Annotated in this window: 14 protein-coding genes and 1 riboswitch; of the genes, 6 read left to right on the forward strand and 8 right to left on the reverse strand. The window is 71.6% G+C overall.

Going from position 1 to position 17,635, the window contains the following annotated elements; translation table 11 throughout:
- The first annotated feature begins 164 nt into the window (after positions 1-164).
- Positions 165-330: riboswitch (cyclic di-AMP (ydaO/yuaA leader) on the forward strand.
- A complete protein-coding gene (locus ACF08M_RS08585; RefSeq protein ID WP_392184515.1) occupies positions 329-1,519 on the forward strand; it encodes an NlpC/P60 family protein in 1,191 nt (396 codons plus the stop codon). It overlaps the preceding riboswitch by 2 nt.
- 223 nt (positions 1,520-1,742) lie before the next feature.
- On the opposite strand, the gene ACF08M_RS08590 is transcribed toward ACF08M_RS08585, so the two are convergent.
- Positions 1,743-2,096 carry a hypothetical protein gene (locus ACF08M_RS08590; protein ID WP_392184516.1) on the reverse strand — a complete coding sequence of 118 codons (354 nt, stop codon included), beginning with the start codon at positions 2,094-2,096 and terminating at the stop codon, positions 1,743-1,745.
- 357 nt (positions 2,097-2,453) lie between these two features.
- Between ACF08M_RS08590 and ACF08M_RS08595 the strand changes: the two genes are divergently transcribed.
- Complete coding sequence (locus tag ACF08M_RS08595) at positions 2,454-3,500, forward strand: NlpC/P60 family protein (protein ID WP_392184517.1); 1,047 nt, start codon at positions 2,454-2,456, stop codon at positions 3,498-3,500.
- A gap of 68 nt (positions 3,501-3,568) precedes the next feature.
- On the forward strand, positions 3,569-4,342 hold the full coding sequence (locus ACF08M_RS08600; RefSeq protein ID WP_392184518.1) for a GNAT family N-acetyltransferase: 774 nt from the start codon (positions 3,569-3,571) through the stop codon (positions 4,340-4,342).
- An 84-nt stretch (positions 4,343-4,426) separates the two neighbouring features.
- Here the strand turns inward: ACF08M_RS08600 and ACF08M_RS08605 are convergent, their stop codons facing one another.
- On the reverse strand, positions 4,427-5,122 hold the full coding sequence (locus tag ACF08M_RS08605; protein ID WP_392184519.1) for a LuxR C-terminal-related transcriptional regulator: 696 nt from the start codon (positions 5,120-5,122) through the stop codon (positions 4,427-4,429).
- Positions 5,106-6,404, reverse strand: a complete 1,299-nt coding sequence (locus ACF08M_RS08610; RefSeq protein ID WP_392184520.1) for a PspC domain-containing protein — start codon at positions 6,402-6,404, stop codon at positions 5,106-5,108. Before ACF08M_RS08610 ends, ACF08M_RS08605 begins: the two co-directional genes overlap by 17 nt.
- A gap of 206 nt (positions 6,405-6,610) precedes the next feature.
- Here ACF08M_RS08610 and ACF08M_RS08615 point away from each other — a divergent pair, with 206 nt between their 5' ends.
- Entirely contained in the window at positions 6,611-7,948 is a 1,338-nt protein-coding gene (locus ACF08M_RS08615; protein ID WP_392184521.1) for a PspC domain-containing protein, read from the forward strand.
- Between the two features lie 156 nt (positions 7,949-8,104).
- Here the strand turns inward: ACF08M_RS08615 and ACF08M_RS08620 are convergent, their stop codons facing one another.
- From ACF08M_RS08620 to guaA, 4 genes are all read right to left on the reverse strand, one after another.
- Positions 8,105-8,614, reverse strand: coding sequence for a DoxX family protein (locus ACF08M_RS08620; protein WP_392184522.1), 510 nt, complete (start codon positions 8,612-8,614; stop codon positions 8,105-8,107).
- A gap of 124 nt (positions 8,615-8,738) precedes the next feature.
- Positions 8,739-10,007, reverse strand: coding sequence for a hypothetical protein (locus ACF08M_RS08625; RefSeq protein ID WP_392184523.1), 1,269 nt, complete (start codon positions 10,005-10,007; stop codon positions 8,739-8,741).
- A 113-nt stretch (positions 10,008-10,120) separates the two neighbouring features.
- The gene (locus ACF08M_RS08630) at positions 10,121-10,945 is read right to left on the reverse strand and encodes a class II aldolase/adducin family protein (RefSeq protein ID WP_392184524.1); all 825 of its coding nucleotides are present in this window, start codon (positions 10,943-10,945) and stop codon (positions 10,121-10,123) included.
- A 193-nt stretch (positions 10,946-11,138) separates the two neighbouring features.
- Positions 11,139-12,734 carry a glutamine-hydrolyzing GMP synthase gene (gene guaA, locus ACF08M_RS08635; protein ID WP_392184525.1) on the reverse strand — a complete coding sequence of 532 codons (1,596 nt, stop codon included), beginning with the start codon at positions 12,732-12,734 and terminating at the stop codon, positions 11,139-11,141.
- A 362-nt stretch (positions 12,735-13,096) separates the two neighbouring features.
- Between guaA and ACF08M_RS08640 the strand changes: the two genes are divergently transcribed.
- Both ACF08M_RS08640 and ACF08M_RS08645 read left to right on the forward strand, forming a co-directional pair.
- Positions 13,097-13,444, forward strand: coding sequence for a chorismate mutase (locus ACF08M_RS08640; RefSeq protein ID WP_392184526.1), 348 nt, complete (start codon positions 13,097-13,099; stop codon positions 13,442-13,444).
- An 897-nt stretch (positions 13,445-14,341) separates the two neighbouring features.
- On the forward strand, positions 14,342-15,970 hold the full coding sequence (locus ACF08M_RS08645) for an IS200/IS605 family accessory protein TnpB-related protein (RefSeq protein WP_392184799.1): 1,629 nt from the start codon (positions 14,342-14,344) through the stop codon (positions 15,968-15,970).
- Between the two features lie 6 nt (positions 15,971-15,976).
- On the opposite strand, the gene ACF08M_RS08650 is transcribed toward ACF08M_RS08645, so the two are convergent.
- A complete protein-coding gene (locus ACF08M_RS08650; protein WP_392184527.1) occupies positions 15,977-17,605 on the reverse strand; it encodes a succinic semialdehyde dehydrogenase in 1,629 nt (542 codons plus the stop codon).
- Positions 17,606-17,635 lie beyond the last annotated feature (30 nt).

Raw genomic sequence — 17,635 nt, forward strand, 5'->3', positions numbered from 1 at the left:
CTACGGGTGAGAAATTCCGGACCCTCGTCCACCCTGGCACCCCAATCCACGAAGGTCACGAACGCGTATCGGGCATATCGAACATCAACCTTCACAGCAGCATCATGAGTTGGCTAGCGTGCTCGACCGGGCGGCCCGTACCCCCTGAGGCGAACCACGCCGAGCGGGCGCCCGCGCCGAATCCGGGCCGCCCTCGCGGGCGTTCGGAGCCGGGGAACCATACGCAGCACTGGGGTGAATCGGTCCTTATCCCCCACTCGGACCGTAGGGCAGCCTTCCGTTCCGCCCGAACCCGACAGCTAACCCGGCAGGCGGTCCACGGAAGGAGATGCCTGCCTTGGCATCGCATCGCAAACCGCGCCCCCGGGTGCGCACCACCACTCCGGCCGTCGGGCTCACGACGGCGGCCCTGGCGTCCGTGACCCTGCTCTCCACGCAGAGCGCCACGGCGGCCCCCGCTCCGAAGCCCAGTGTCGAGGACGTCCAGAAGCAGGTCGACGACCTCTACCGGCAGGCGGGTACCGCGACCCAGCGGTACAACCAGGCGAAGGAGGCCTCCGCCGCCCAGCGCGCCGAGGTGGACACGCTCCTGGACGACGTGGCGAAGCGCGCCGACAAACTCAACGACGCCCGCAGGACGCTCGGCTCCTACGCGGCCGCGCAGTACCGCACCGGGTCGCTCACGCCGAGCGCCACCTTCTTCCTGGCCGACGACCCGCAATCGTACTTCGACCAGAACCAACTGATGGACCGGATGTCCGGTCAGCAGCAGAAGGCACTCACGGACTTCCGCGCGCAGCAGGCCAAAGCCTCGAAGAAGCGCGCCGAAGCGGTGCGCAGCCTGGAGACGCTGACCACGACGCAGGCCACGCTGCGCACCAGCAAGCAGAACGTTCAGCAGAAGCTGGGCGAGGCGCGGACGATGCTGTCGAAGCTGACCGCCGAGGAGAAGGCGCGGCTCGCGGCGCTGGAGCGGAAGAAGGAGGCGGAGGCCAAGCGCAAGGCGGAGGAACTGGCGCGACAGCAGGCCGCCGCCAAGGCGGAGGCGGACCGCAAGGCCGCGGAGGCCGCGGAGGCCGCGAAGAAGACGGGGTCCGGCAGCGGTACGGGAACGGGCACCGGGACCGGCACCGGGACCGGCACCGGCACCGGCTCGGGCAGCAGCGCCTCCACCAAGGCGGAACAGGTCCTGGCCTTCGCCCGCGCCCAGATCGGAAAGCCGTACGTCTGGGGCGCGACCGGTCCGTCCTCGTACGACTGCTCCGGGCTCACCCAGGCGGCATGGAAGGCCGCGGGCGTCACCATCCCGCGCACCACCTGGGACCAGGTGAAGGTCGGCACCCGGGTCGCCACGGCGGACCTGCGCCCCGGCGACCTCGTCTTCTTCTACGACGACATCAGTCACGTCGGCATCTACAAGGGCGACGGAATGATGATCCACGCGCCGAAACCGGGGGCGAACGTGCGCGAGGAGTCGATCTACTACATGCCGATCTACGGCAGCGTGCGGCCGGGTTAGCGGTCCGCCGCACCGCCGCCCTGGGCGCGAGCCGGCCGGCCCGACCAGTGGTCGGCCGGGTCGTACCCCGGGCCGGCCGATGCCTCCGGGCGGCTCACGCCCCGGGACCGGGGCCCCCGAAACCGGCTCACGCCCCGGAGCCGGGCCGGCTCTCCGGAATCGGGCCGGCTCTCCGGCGGGCCCTGGCCCCGGCCCTGCGGACAGTGGCCGCCGGCCTCGGTTCTCAGGTCCAGAGCGTCGCGATGAAGATATTGGCGAGCGTCAGCCCGCCCACGGCCGCGAAGGCGCCCTTGTCGACCTTCTCCTCGTCCCGCTTGATGTAGACCAGCGCGAGGACGACGACCAGGAACAGCAGCTTGACCCCGATCTTGATGTTGTTCACATGACCGCCGTCGGCCTGGTTGAGCCCGACCAGTGCGACCCCGGTGACCAGCATCGTGAGCGCACCGTGCAGCATCGCCGGGACGAACCGGGCCGTGCCCGCGCCCATCGCCTTCATCTGGGTCAGGAAACCGCCCAGCAACGAGGCGATACCGATGATGTGCAGGGCGACGAAGACATGAATGAGTACGTCCATGAGGCCGCAGCCTAGCCCCGCCCATATCACCACTCCGCAGCCAGGTGCGGCTTCTTGGCGCTTCGCTCGTGTCTGCACCAATTGCCTGACTCTGTTGTCATTTTTCCGATCAGATAGCGACAGGCTCGCGCCAAATTCGGGCAATAGATGCCATTACGACTCTTCCCCGTGCCCCGGGTTTAGCGTCCCTGACCAGGTGACCGGCTTCACCGCCGCTCCGCACCCGGACGGCACGCCGGTCACCCCGCCGAGAGGTCCGGCGGCGGACCGCTCCCCCGTTGGCGGCCCGCCGCCGGGCCTCGGGCGGGCCCGCCGGTAGTCCCCGACGGGCAGTCGTCAGGAAGGACGCACGCCCCCGTGGCAGCGCACCGGAAACCCAAGCAGCGCCCGTACACCGGCTCTGCTGCCCGCACCGCGGCGACCCTCGCCTTCGCCGGGGCCGCCACCGCTGCCGTCATGCCGGGCCCGGCGCACGCCGATCCCCAGCGAACCCCCGCCCGGATCAGGGCCGAGGTGGACCGGCTCCACCACGACGCGGAGATCGCCACCGAGCAGTACAACGGCGCGAAGGAGCAGGCGACCGCCGCCGCGGATGCCCTCGACACCCTGCGCGACGAGGCCGCCCGCAGGACCGAGCGCCTCAACGCCTCGCGCGACGCACTGGGTTCGTTCGCCGCCGCGCAGTACCGTACGGGCGGCCTGGACCCGTCCGTACAGCTGGCGCTCTCCTCCGACCCCGACCAGTACCTGGAGCGCGCGTCGTACGTGGACCGGATCGGCGACCGGCGGGCCGCCGAGATCGACGAGGTGGAACGGCAGGTCGCCGGGATCGCCCAGCTGCGCTCACGGGCCAAGGACAAGCTGGCGGCGCTGACGGCGCGCCAGGCCGAGCTGAAGAAGCACAAGGCGACGATCAGGACCAAACTGGCCGACGCGCAGCGGCTCCTCGCCACCCTCTCCCCGGCCGAACGCGCCGCCTACGAGGGTTCGGACGGCGCGCATTCCGCCGGCCGCGCCGACCGCGGCACCGGGCGCGGCCCCGCCCCTGCCCCCGGCTCCCGCGCCGCCGAGGCCGTCGCGTTCGCGTACGGGGCACTCGGCAAGCCGTACGTCTGGGGTGCGACCGGCCCGTCCTCGTTCGACTGCTCCGGGCTCACCCAGGCCGCCTGGCGCTCCGCCGGTGTCGCGCTGCCCCGGACCACGTACACCCAGATCAACGCCGGCCAGCACATCTCGCGCTCCGAACTGGCCCCCGGCGACCTGGTGTTCTTCTACTCGGGCATCAGCCATGTCGGGCTCTACATCGGCAACGGCCAGATGATCCACGCCCCGCGCCCGGGTGCGCCGGTCCGGATCGCGCCCATCGATCAGATGCCCTTCGCCGGGGCGACCCGGGTGGCATAGGCTGCCGGCTTCCGGTCGGCCGGTCGGTCGGTCGGTCGGTCGGTCGGTCGGCAATAGGAGACCCGCACATGCCCATGGACGTCGAGGTCCAGATCCACGCCCGTACGCTCGCGCTGCGCTCCCCCGGCCATCTGCGGGTCGGCCCCTTCACCGTGCGGTACAACCCGGACTGGTCGATCAAGTACGCCAACTACGCGATACCCGACCAGGACGCCGAACCGACGGCCGCGGAGCTCGACGCCCTGATCGCGGCGTTCCGCGAGCGCGAGCGGCTGCCGCGGCTGGAGTTCCTGCCCGGCTGGGCGCCCGCGGTCGAACCGGCCCTGCTCGCCGCCGGGTTCACCGTCGAGAACCGGGCCCCGGTCCTGACCTGTGCCCCGGGCGACCTGCTGCCCCCGAAGCCGGTGGACGCCCTCACGACCGCCGAGCCGGTGACCGACGCGGAGTTCGACGCCGCCGCGCTTGTCCAGCACCTCGCCTACGGCGGGACGGGCGCGCCGGAGGAAGGACAGGCGGCCTGGCTGCGCGCAGCGGCCGGCGGCGGCGGGGTCGCGGCCCTCGCCACGGTCGACGGCGTCCCGGCGGGCGCGGGCGGCTGCTCGGTCCCGGTCGACGGCCTCAGCGAACTGACCGGCCTCGCCGTCGCCGCCGCCTTCCGCCGCCGTGGCATCGGTGCCGCGCTCTCCGCCCACCTGACGGCGGCCGCCTTCGAGCGGGGCTGCCGGATGGTGTGGCTGGAGCCGGGCGACGCCGATGTGGAGCGGGTCTACGCCGGGATCGGCTACCGCAGGGTCGGCGAGAAGCTGAACATCTCGCTCGGCCCCGACGGTACGGCCGACTGAGACGGCGGGCCCGGTGCGGCAGTGCTGTGCTGCGGGAACGGGCCGGCGGGGCTGGACCAAGGGCTGGACCAGCCGTACCAAGGGCTAGACCAGCCGTCGCGCCGTCGCCCACCGGGTCAGCTCGTGCCGGTTCGACAGCTGGAGCTTGCGCAGCACCGCCGAGACGTGCGACTCGACCGTCTTCACCGAGATGAACAGCTGCTTGGCGATCTCCTTGTAGGCGTAACCGCGGGCGATCAGCCGCAGCACCTCGCGCTCGCGCTGCGTCAGCCGGTCCAGGTCCTCGTCGACCGGCGGCGCGTCCGTCGAGGCGAAGGCGTCGAGGACGAAGCCGGCCAGCCGGGGCGAGAACACCGCGTCGCCGTCCTGGACCCGGAAGACCGAGTCGACCAGGTCGGTGCCGGTGATCGTCTTGGTGACGTAGCCCCGGGCACCGCCGCGGATGACGCCGATGACGTCCTCGGCGGCGTCCGAGACGGACAGTGCCAGGAACCGCACCGGACTGTCGACGGCCCCCATCAGCGGGGCGCAGCGGCGCAGCACCTCGACGCCGCCGCCGCCCGGCAGGTGGACGTCGAGGAGGACGACCTCGGGGCGGGTCGCCGTGATGACGGTGACCGCCTGGTCGACGTCCGCGGCCTCGCCGACCACCTCGACGCCGGTCTCCTCGGTGCGGCCGATCTCGGCCTGGACACCGGTGCGGAACATCCGGTGGTCGTCGACGAGCACGACCCGTACCCGGCGTTCCGCGCCCCCGGCCGCCTCAGTGGTCTTTGTCATCGCTCGCCCTCTCCATCTCCAGCTCGACTTCCGTGCCCCCGCCGGGCACCGAACGCAGCCGTGCCGTGCCGCCGTTGCGCTGCATCCGGCCGATGATTGATTCTCGTACGCCCATTCTGTCCCCCGGTACGGACTCCAGATCGAATCCCGGGCCCCGGTCGCGTACCGAGACGAAGACCGTACGGCCCTCGACCTCGGCGTAGACCTGCACGGCGCCGCCCTCGCCACCGTACTTGGCGGCGTTGACCATCGCCTCGCGCGCGGCCTGCATCTGCGCGGCCAGCTTCTCGTCCAGCGGGCAGTCGCCGACGACGACGACCTCCAGCGGGACGCCGTGCTTGTCCTCGACCTCGGCGGCGGCGCGCTTGACCGCCTCGGCGAGGGTCTCGGGTTCGTCGTCCTCGTCCTTGCCGGTGCCCTCGGGGTTGTACAGCCAGTTGCGCAGTTCGCGTTCCTGGGCGCGGGCCAGTCTGCGGACCTCGCCCGCGTCCTCCGCGTTGCGCTGGATCAGGGTGAGGGTGTGCAGCACCGAGTCGTGGACGTGGGCGGCGACCTCGGCGCGCTCCTGGGCCCTGATGCGCATCGTGCGTTCCTCGGAGAGATCCTGGGTCATGCGTACGAGGTAGGGGCCGGCCAGCAGCGCGATGCCGGTGAGGACGGCGATCGCGGCGGTCAGGACATTGCCGAGCTGGGCCGCGGAGCCGCGTACCACCATGAAGACGGCCAGGCCCAGGCCGACCAGGGCGACCCCGGCCAGTCCCCGGGCCAGGTGGAGGACCCGGCGGCGGTTGCCGACCTCCATCCAGCGGGCCCGCCGGGCGTTGTCGGCCTGCCGCCACACCAGTACGGAACCGGCGCCGATCAGCAGCGCGGGCCAGATATAGCGGTCGGCCTCGCTGCCCATGTCGACGTTGCGGACGAAGATCAGGGCACCGATGAACAGCGCGATGAGGGCGAAGACCTGGCCCCTGTCGGGTTTGCGGAGCCGGCGGCTGCCGTCCGGGGCGGTCTCGAAGAAGGAGCGCGGCGCCTCCACGCCACCGACGCCGAGCGGGACGACGATCCAGAACACGGCGTAGAGCAGGGCGCCGAGGCCGTCCGCGAAGAACAGGCCGAGGAAGACGAACCGCACCCAGGCGACGGGCAGCCCGAGATGCCCGGCGAGACCGCGCGCGACGCCGCCGAGCAGCCGTCCGTCGGCGCTGCGGTACAGCTTGCGCAGCGGCGGCTCCTCCGGGTCGGCGTTGAGGGAGCTGGCGGCTCGGGGGGTGGCGACTGGCATGCACCGATCGTCACATGTCCGTACGGGTGACGGCATCAGGGTCCGCCCCGGACCCGACCCTGAGAGCCCGTCGTTCCCGAGGTGCGTGGACGCCCGTCCCGGCGGTGCGTGGACGCATCACCCCGGGGACCCGTGGGGGCAATATCAGGGATCGGCCAGGGTCGGCGCGGGTCCCGGACAGGCGCGCGGCCCGTCACCATGGAGCCATGACCGTTCCCCAGGACGCCTCCCCCGGTGTCGCACCGCCCTCCGGACCAGGACCGCAGCTGCGGCGCAGCCCGCGCCACAAGGTCGTGGCCGGGGTGTGCGGCGGACTCGGCCGGTACTGCGACGTCGATCCGGTGATCTTCCGGATCGTGCTCGGTGTGCTGTCCGTGACCGGCGGCATCGGCCTGATCTTCTACGGCTTCGCCTGGCTGCTGATCCCCCTGGACGGGGAGGACGAGAACGAGGCACGCAGGCTGCTGTCCGGCCGCGTCGAGGGTGCGTCGCTGATCGCGGTGCTGCTCGCGCTGATCGGCTGCGGGCTGTTCCTCTCCATGCTGGGCAACGGCGGCACGCTGGCGTTCTCCGCGATGCTGTCGCTCGCGGTCGTCGGCTTCGCCGTCTGGACGCAGAACCGCAGGACGGCGGCGCCCGAGGACCCGCTGCACCCGGCGACCGCGCAGGCCGTGGCGGACGCGCCGCCCGAGGTGAAGGCCCCGCCGTCGCCGGGCAGCCCGTCGTGGTGGCGGGATCCGATCATCAAGGACGGCACGTCGGGGCCGGTGGGCCCCGGCTATCTGTGGGGTCCGGCCGACGCGGCGCCGGACGACCGGGCGGTACGTCCCCGCGGGGCGACGCCGAAGGACCCGTTCCGCGCGCCCCGGCGGGAGCCCGGTACCACGGGCCCGGTCTCCATCGGCGGCCTCGTGTTCCTGTTCGCGCTGATCGCGGGCGGGCTGGGCACGGGGCTGAGCTGGGACTCCCATCCGCTCGGCACGAGTCTGCAGATCGGCCTGGCCGGTGCGCTCGCGGTGTTCGGGCTGGGGATGCTGGTCAGCGCGTTCCTCGGAAGGACCGGGTTCGGCACGGTCATGCTGTCGATGATCACGGCTGCCCTGCTGGCGGGCGCCTCCGCACTGCCCAAGGACATCACCACCCAGTGGGTGCGCGAGGGCTGGCGGCCGGCCTCGGTGGCGGCGGTCCGGCCGCACTACGAACTGGGCTCCGGGGTGGCACGGCTGGATCTCACGGAGATCACGGTTCCGCCGGGTGGAACCGTCCGGACGGAGGTCAAGGTCGGGGCGGGCCGCGCGGTCGTCGTCGTACCGAAGGCGGTGACGGTGAAGGTGGACGCCGGGGCGGCCCTCGGCGACATCACGCTGCCGCTCAGCCGGCCGAGCGACGCACCGGCCGAGCAGGCGAACTATGTGGACATCAGCCCGTCGCAGAACGAGCGCAGGACGCTTCCGCCGGCCCCGGGCAGCAAACCGGCCGGCACCATCGAGCTCACTCTCGAAGTCGGCATCGGACAGGTGGAGGTCACCCGTGCTGCGTCATGAGATCCGCCCGGGACGGGCGGTTGCGGGCGTGGCCATGCTCGCTCTGGCAGCGGGATACGCGGCGGACGCGGCAGGGTTCTGGGACGCCCCGTGGGTCTTCTTCTTCTCGCTGTTCTTCGGCGGCCTCTGGCTGGCCGCCACCGCGACCTGGGTGAACTACCGGATTCGTCGCCGTCGTGGCGTGCGGAGGGCGTCGATGGAGAACGCCGCGGCCCCGCAGAGCACCAGCGGCAGCCAGGCCATGAGGTAGACCAGGTCGTTGCCGTAGTAGTACGGCTTCACCTGCCAGCTGACCGTCAGCCACAGGCTCAGCGAGATCAGCGCCCCGCCGAGCGCGGCGAGCCGTGCCCGGAACCCGATCAGGGTGGCGATGCCGACGAGGAGTTCGCCGATGGCGATGGCGTACCCGAAGGCGCCCGGGCTCTTCAGCGCGAGGTCGACGAGGGCCGGGATCGCCGCCGAGTCGCGTACCCCGTGCATCTGCTCGCCGATGGAGCCGGCGCCGCTCGCGCGGAAGAAGGAACTGTCCGTCAGTTTGTCGAGTCCCGCGTAGATGAAGGTGATGCCGAGGAAGAGCCGCAGGGGCAGCAGGGCATGTTCCCGTGCCAGCTCCCCGAGCCCTCTCGACTCACCCAGACCGCGTACGTTCGTACCGTAGCCAAGCATGTGGCTGTCTGCCTTCTGTAGATCCGTCACCAGACCATACGTTTGCCGTGAACGCCCAGTTCACTCGGTGGGTCGTCCGAACGGACGGTCGGTATCCGCCGCCCGGCGGGCCCCCGACGGCCAGTCAGTCCATCACATCGATCTCGACCCGGTTCGACTCCACCCCGGCGGCGGTCACGACCTGCACCTCCACCAGCCCCGGTTCCACCTCGACCGGCACCGGCACGGTGAGCATGCTGTCGGTCGGGTTGGCGAAGCCGCCGGTGACCGGGATCAGCGGCACGTGCACATGGACCCGGCCGATCCGGACGACCATGCGGGCCAGCCCGTCGGGCGACCCGGCGCCGGGCGGCACGAAGCCCGCACCGCGGATCTCGATGTCGTCGCCGGTACGGATCGGCGCGTCCAGGTCCCCGGCCTCCCGGGCCCGGACCACCGAGAGCACCACCGGGCGCCCGCCCTCCGCATACTTGCCGGCGAAGTACGCGACCGCCGAGACGGTGACGAGCAGCGCGAGGCCCCAGGGCAGGTCGGGCAGCTGCTCGGGCCTGCGGGCCAGCCGGACCGCGGCGAACAGCACGGCGACGGTGCTCACCAGCACGTACTGGACATCCGTGAAGCTGCCCCGTCCGGAGTCGTCGGTGAGGAGATCGGCGGCGCGCGGCCGGTCGGCCCGCAGCTTCTGCAGCCGCCCGGACAGAGCACGCACGGTCACCACCCGGCGTACGACCACGGCGACGGCGCACACCAGCGCCAGCACGGTCACCACCCCGGCGCCCCGGGACAGCTCCAGCCCCTCGATCAGTTCGTCGCGCTCGGCATGTTCGGAGGCACCGGCCAGCTGGAGCGCCAGCACCAGGACGGAGAAGACGGCGAGCAGCACCCAGGACGCGGCGACCGCCCGGGAGGTGGAGAGCCGGTTGTCCTCGCCGATGACCGGGGCGAGGAGGCCGCCGCGGGCCCGGTGGAGGTGGGCGGCGGCGGTCAGCAGGGCCGCGGTGACGAGTCCGGCGAGGAGCCCCGCCGTACGGGCGTTGGTCCAGCCCGCGCCGACGGCGGTGGCGGTCTCGGCGACGACCAGCACGGCGACGCTCCCCCACACCGCGATCAGGGTGCGCCGCCACACCCGGTACAGCCAGGCGTCGCCCGCCTCCCTGCCCCGCTCGGCCACGGTCCTGGCCGACTGGGTCAGCTCGTCCGAGACCCACTGGCGGGTCGCGGAGGCGGACCGGGCGACCCCGGGCGGCAGCCCCTGGCCGGTGGCGAGTTCGTCCCGCTTGGCCAGGAAGGCGGCCACCGCGCGCCGGTGGCCCTCGCGCGCCCCGTGCGGGCAGTCGCCGCACGTACAGCCGCCGCCGTGCGTGCCGCTCACCCTCGCCTCGTCCAACGCCACGGAGAACGCCGCCCTTTCAAGCCCCGGTACAGCCAACTCTGCTGTGATTGCTGCGAATTGTGCCGTACCGAAGGGCTCCGGGCCGCATCGGGGCGGTCCGTCGGCGCGTATCGTCAGAATGTGCGACTGATCCGGCGCCACAGTGACTGGTAGTTGATCCAGGCCACCAGGTCGCTGCCGAGCTGCTCACGGGTGGCAACGGCATTCCGGTGCTCGATCAGCACGGGCTTTCCGGCCGCCCGCGCGGCCAGTTGCACCTGGCAGGAGCGCTCCAGCGTGATGAACCACCAGGCTGCCGCGTCCACCGAGTCGCCGACGGTCAGCAGCCCGTGGTTGCGCAGCACGATCGCCTTGTGCCCGCCGAGCGCGGCGGCGATCCGGCGCCCTTCCTCCTCGTCGACCACGACTCCGGTGTACGCGTCGTACAGCACATGGTCCTCGTAGAAGGCGCAGGACTCCTGGGTGATCGGTTCGACGAGCTCGCCGAGCGCGGACAGGGCCCGCCCGTGCACGGAGTGGGTGTGCGCGACGGCGACGACGTCCGGGCGCGCCCGGTGCACCTGCGCGTGGACGGCGAACGCCGCCTGATTGACGTGGTACCGCCCCTCGACGACCTGCCCCTCCCCGTTGACCAGGATCAGCTCGTCGGGCGCGAGCCCGTCGAAGGGGGCCCCGAAGGGGTTGACCCAGAAGCAGTCGGTGAACTCCGGGTCCCGCGCGGTGATGTGACCGGAGACGCCGTCCTCGTACCCGTACTCCCCGAACAGCCTGAGCGCCCCGGCCAGCCGCGCCTTGCGGTACGCGCGCTCCTCCCTTGCCGACGCGTGGACGGGCGGCATCGCGAAGTGGAGCCGGTCCACGGGCAGGGGAACGGGGGCGGGTACGGGCGCGGACGCGGGTACGGGTGTGGACGCGGGTACGGGTGTGGGCTCGGGCATGACGGCTCCTCCGGACTCCCAGGGCGTACGGGATCGGAAGCTACCGCCGGTTGCCGCAGGTGACCAGAGGCATCGGGGACCGATTCGGGCACGGACCCCGTCCCGCGTCCAAGGACGCGCCGATGCCGCCGCCCGGATGAACGAGCGGCGGCATCGGCGCCGACCGGATGTCAGACAGAGCCTGTCGGGAAGGTCACTCCCACTCGATGGTGCCCGGCGGCTTGCTCGTCACGTCGAGTACGACGCGGTTGACGTCGGCGACCTCGTTGGTGATGCGGGTCGAGATCTTGGCGAGCGTCTCGTACGGCAGCCGCGACCAGTCGGCCGTCATGGCGTCCTCGGAGGAGACCGGGCGCAGGACGATCGGGTGGCCGTAGGTGCGGCCGTCGCCCTGGACGCCGACCGAACGGACATCGGCGAGCAGGACCACGGGGCACTGCCAGATGTCGCGGTCCAGACCGGCCGCGGTCAGCTCCTCGCGGGCGATGGCGTCGGCGTCGCGGAGCAGGTCGAGCCGCTCCTTGGTGACCTCGCCGACGATACGGATGCCGAGCCCCGGGCCGGGGAACGGCTGGCGCTGGACTATCTCGCCGGGCAGACCGAGCTCCTGGCCGACCATCCGGACCTCGTCCTTGAACAGCTGGCGCAGCGGCTCGACGAGCTGGAACTCGATGTCGTCGGGGAGACCGCCGACATTGTGGTGGGACTTGATGTTGGCGGTGCCGGTGCCGCCGCCGGACTCGACGACGTCCGGGTAGAGCGTGCCCTGGACGAGGAAGGCGACCTCCTCGCCGTCGGCGGCGCCCTCGGCGACGAGCTCGACCTGGGCCTGCTCGAAGACGCGGATGAACTCCCGGCCGATGATCTTCCGCTTCTGTTCGGGGTCGCTGACCCCGGCCAGCGCGTTCAGGAAGCGCTCCTCGGCGTCGACCACCTTCAGCTGGACGCCGGTGGAGGCCACGAAGTCCTTCTCGACCTGCTCGCTCTCGCCCTTGCGCATCAGGCCATGGTCGACGTACACGCAGGTCAGCTGCGAGCCGATGGCCTTCTGCACGAGGGCGGCGGCGACCGCGGAGTCGACTCCGCCGGACAGAGCGCAGATGGCGCGCTTGGTGCCGACCTGCTCGCGGATCAGCGCGATCTGCTCCTCGACCACATTGGTCGTGGTCCAGGTCGGCTCGATGCCGGCGCCGCGGTAGAGGAAGTGCTCCAGAACCTGCTGGCCGTGCGTGGAGTGCAGGACCTCGGGGTGGTACTGGACGCCGTAGAGCTTCTTCTCGTCGTTCTCGAAGGCGGCGACGGGCACGACGTCGGTGGACGCGGTGACGGTGAAGCCCTCGGGGGCGGCGGAGCAGGCGTCGCCGTGCGACATCCAGACCGACTGCTCGGCGGGTGTGCCCTCGAAGAGCGTGGAGCCGGTCTTGGAGACGGTGAGCGGCGTGCGGCCGTACTCACGGGCGCCGTTGTCGTCGACGGTGCCGCCGAGCGCGGTGGCCATGAGCTGGAAGCCGTAGCACATGCCGAAGACCGGGACCCCGGCCTCGAAGATCGCACGGTCGAGGGAGGGCGCGCCCTCCGCGTACACCGAGGAGGGGCCACCGGACAGGATGATCGCCCGGGGGTTCTTGGCCAGCATCTCGGCCACCGGCATCGTGGACGGGACGATCTCGCTGTAGACCCGGGCCTCACGGACGCGGCGGGCGATGAGCTGGGCGTACTGCGCCCCGAAGTCGACAACGAGGACCACGTCGGTGGCGGTGTCGGGGGCGGCGAGGGGTGCTGCTGGCACGGGCGGCCTTCCGGCGGTGAAAGGGGGGTCGGTTCTCTCGATTCTACCGGGGTCGCGGAGTCGGCCGTCGTCCCGGCCACGACGGGGGCGCGGGAAGGCGGCCCCCGGACCGGCCCCGGGCGGTGTCTCAGCATCCGGGCCCCGTGTTGGCCCACCCGTGCGGGCGGGGCCATACTGGGTTACATGCGACAGCACTCGACCTTCGTCTTTACCTATGGCATCCGGCCCGCCGGCTGCCATGGTCGTGCTGCTTGATCCGCTGACAAGCAACGTTCCAGGCGCCCCGGGCCGAAAGGCCCGGGGCGTTCTGGCGTTCCGGACCGGTCGGCTCCGGGGGCCGCACCCCACGAGGAGACACCACCATGACCAGCACCGCCCCCGCGAAGAACGTGACCGGGAAGACCGTGACCGCGAAGAGCGCCGCTGAGCGGACCGCCGCCGAGAAGACCGGCGCGCACACCGATGAGGCCGCCGCGCTGATCGCCGGCGCCAGGTCCCGCATCGACGCCCTCGACGACCGGATCATCGGACTCGTCCAGGAACGGATGGCCGTCTCGGCGGTCATCCAGGAGGCCCGGATCACCTCCGGCGGGCGACGGATCAACCTCTCCCGCGAGATGGAGATCCTCGGCCAGTACCGGGACGCGCTCGGCAAGCCCGGCACCTCCCTCGCCATGACGCTGCTGGAGCTCTGCCGCGGCCGCGCCTGACGCCCCGCGGCCGGTGCCGGGAGGTATGGAGGTATGGAGGTATGGGCGTATCCCAGTTCGGGCCGACTCTCACCCGTACGGCGCGTGACCGGGTCCGCCGCGGCTTCGTTGGTCCCGGTGTCCGTGCCAGCCAGGGGCGGCTTTGGAAAGAACCACGCGTGGCTCCGCTGGGACGTGTGGCGTGCTGCAGGCACGCCGTGGGACCGCGCCCCAGCGTGCGTGACCGGTCGGCAGGGGACAGCAGCCCGGTCACCCCAAGGACGGTCGGCTCCGGGGACGCCCGGAGCCGACCGTATCCGGGCGGAACGATTTCCGGCCCGGTCGAAACGGTTTGCGCGGGTCGCAACCGTCCCGTTCGGCGCCGAGGCCGCCTCCCGGTGCTGAATCACGCAGGGCCCGGCGGACCGGTTTCCGGTCCACCGGGCCCTTGCTCGTCCCCTCCCAGTCGGCCGATTCCCGGTCCGCCGACGCCGTCGGGCATGGCGCCGGGTCGGCGGCGGCCGGGGCCGCCGCGCCGGAGCGCGTCGCGGACTGAGCACGGGAAGAAACGTGAGTGGTGTCACACATGTGTTCTGAGAGCATCCGGACAACCATTGCGGCGGACCACTGGTCAACCATGCGGAACCACGAACACGTCGAGTGTCTCGTGGCCACAGGCCTGGAGGGGCTGCACTCGGAGGGGGGTGCAGCCCCTTCTGCTGTCCTGACCCGATCCACCAGGGGTGTGAGCTGTTGTTGGTTTGCTGCGTTGAAGTGAGTTGTGGTGAACAGGGGTGGGTTCTGGCGGTGGGTTTGTGGGGTGGGAACGGGGGTTCTGGGGTCGAATGGGTGACCTTGGCGGCTGGTGCTCGTTGGACTGGGTAGCGGGTGTCCGGTCTTGTGGGAGGGGGTGTTGTGGTGGGTGGTGTGCGGGAGTTGGCGGCGCCGTTCGTGGTGCCCGGGCCGTGCGGGGTGGCGGTCCGGGACCGTCTCAAGCACCTCACGCCCCACGACGAGAAGGTTCTGCGTGCGGTCGGTGAACACCAGGGCCGTCTGGCTTCCCGTGACCTCAGGGCCCGTTGTGCGGATGGCCTGGAGCACAGCAAGGAGACCTGGGCGTCACGCAAGCGGGACCTGACCGCCCGGTCGTCGTCGCGGATCGCCGGTGCGATCACCAAGGCCACCCATGACCAGTGGGCACTGGCGCGCCGTTGCCAGGCGGCGCACATCCAGACGCTGGAGGCCGGGATCAGGACGCTGCGGCACCGCCTGTCCCTCCCCCTCGGCGCGCCGGGAACGAAGCGGGCCCCGGGTGGTTACCGGTCCAGGGGTGAGTGGTTCCACAAGTCCCGCCGCCTCGCGGCGCTGGAAGCCCGGCATGATGCTGCGGTCCGTGACCGGCAGACCGGACGCGTCCGGGTCGTGCGGGGCGGCAAACGCCTCCTCAACACCCGCCACCACCTCACCGACGCCCACCTCACCGAGGAGCAGTGGCGAGAACGCTGGGAGGCGGAACGCTGGTTCATCGCCGCGGACGGCGAGTCCGGGAAGCGGTTCGGGAACGAGACGATCCGCGTCACCCCGGACGGCGAGATCAGCATCAAACTGCCCGCCCCGCTCTCCCACCTCGCCAACGCCAAGCACGGCCGGTACACCCTCGCCTCGACCGTAAGGTTTGCGCACCGGGGCGTGGAGTGGGCCGACCGCATCACCGCGAACCGGGCCGTCGCCTACCGCATCCACCTCGACACCGACCGCAGCCGCTGGTACCTCACCGCATCCTGGCAACGCCCCGCCGTCCAGACGATCCCACTGGCCACCGCCCGCGCCCGGGGCATGATCGGCGTCGACACCAACGCCGACCACTTCGCCGCCTACCACCTCGACCCACACGGCAACCCCACCGGCGAGCCCCGGCACTTCTTCTACGACCTGTCCGGCACCGCTACTCACCGCGACGCCCAGATCCGCCACGCGCTGGCCCGCCTGATCAACTGGGCCAAGAGTGCCGGTGTTGCCGCGATCGGCATCGAGGACCTCGACTTCACCACCGAGAAGACCCGCGAGAAGCACGGCCGCAGGAAACGGTTCAGGCAGCTGATCTCCGGCATCCCGACCGGGAAGCTCAAGGCCCGGCTCGTCTCCATGGCCGCCGAACAGGGCCTGAGCATCGTCGCGGTCGACCCCGCCTACACCAGCATGTGGGGGGCCCAGCACTGGCAGAAACCACTGACCACCCCCAAGCGAAAGATGTCCCGTCATGATGCCGCCGGCATCGCGATCGGACGACGCGCCCTCGGACACCCGATCCGGCGTCGGACGGCACCACCCCCACACGACCGGAGAGATCGTGCGGGGCATCGGACCGCCCAGGCCGAACCAGGCACCCGAGGACGTGAGGGAACCCGCCCACCCGCAACGGACCACGCCCCCAAAGACGTGCCGCCGAACGGGACGAGAAAGCGGCAACCCAGCGCATCCAACACCGTTCGGGACGCGCCCAGCACACATGACTGGGTCCAGGACCCACTCATGCACACTGGCTAGGAACGGTCAGCGCAGCCGGAACGCCTTCATCGCCTTCAGGCTGCGGGTCATGAACGCCGCGTACTTCTCGTCGTCCATGCCGAACGCCGGGGCGAGCGGGATCAGCCGCTGCTGCGCGACGGTCTGCGCCTCGGTGAACTTGAGGATGCCCTCGGAGCCGTGCCGCCGGCCGAGACCGGAGTCCTTCATGCCGCCCATCGGGGACTGCACGCTGCCGTACGCGGGGGCGTACCCCTCGTTGATGTTGACCGTGCCGGTCCGCAGCCGGGCGGCGACCCGGTGGCCGCGCTTGGCATCCTTGGTCCAGACGCTCGAATTCAGGCCGTACGGGGTGGCGTTGGCGAGGGCCACGACCTCGTCCTCGTCGGTGAAGCGGTAGAGGGAGACGACCGGTCCGAAGGTCTCCTCGTTGCAGACGGCCATCGGCGCCTCGACCTCGTCGAGGATGGTCGGCTCGTAGAAGAGCGGGCCGATGTCGGGCCGGGCGACGCCGCCCGCGACAAGCCTGGCGCCCTTCTCGACGGCCTCCGCGACGTGCCGGGAGACGGTCTCCAGCTGGCGTTCGCCGACCAACGAGCCCATATCTGCGCCGTACGCGAGGGAGTTGCCGAGCCGCATGGCCTTCGTACGGGCGGCGAAGCGGGCCACGAAGTCGTCGGCGACCGACTCGTGGACGTAGATCCGCTCGATGGAGATGCAGAGCTGACCGGCCGAGGAGAAGCAGGCGCGGACGGCGCCCGCGGCGGCCTTCTCCACGTCGGCGTCCTTGAGGACCAGCATGGCGTTCTTGCCGCCGAGCTCCAGCGAGACCCCGACGAGCCGGGCCGCCGCACCCTGCGCGACCTCGCGGCCGGTGCGGGTGGAACCGGTGAACGAGACGTAGTCGGCGTGCTTGACGACCTCGGGGCCGACGACCGGTCCGTCACCGAGGACCACCTGGAACACCTCGGCGGGCAGCCCGGCCTCGATCAGCAGGTCCCGGGCCCACAGCGCGGTCAGCGCGGTCTCCGTGTCGGGCTTCATCACGACGGCGTTGCCGGAGACGAACGCGGGCAGCGCGTCACCGACGGACAGCTCCAAGGGGTAGTTCCACGGCGCGATCTGACCGACCACTCCGCGCGGCTGACGCAGCTCGGTCACCTTCGTGAGGGCCGGCACGACTCCGGTGTGCCGCCTGGGCTTCAGATACGAGGCGGCCGCGCGCCCGTAGTGGCGGGCCACGACGGCGACGGCCTGCACCTCCTCGTGCGCATGCAGCCGGGCCTTGCCGGTCTCCAGCTGGATGAGGTCGAGCACCTCGGCCTGGCGGTCGAGCACGAGATCGTGGAAGCGGAGGAGGACGGCCGCCCTGGCCCGGACGGGGGTCGCGGCCCAGGCCTGCTGGGCGGCACGGGCCCGCTCGAAGGCCGTCGCCACGTCCTCGGGGGTGGACTCGGGCAGATCGGCCAGCTTCTCCCCGGTGAAGGGGGTGTGGTTGGCCGTACGGCCGGAACCGGCCACACCACAGGTCAGCCGGGCGACCACCTCGGGTGTCACCACATCGGCGGCGGTACGCGCGCCTGCGGGTGCGGCGGCCACGGGGTTGGTGCCGACCGGGGCTGCGGGGGTGGACGTGGAGGCCTGCGAGTCCGTCATGAGGGCGAGAGTACGTCCAGCCGCACGCTT

Source organism: Streptomyces sp. NPDC015032 (assembly GCF_043080425.1).
Taxonomy (GTDB): Bacteria; Actinomycetota; Actinomycetes; order Streptomycetales; family Streptomycetaceae; genus Streptomyces.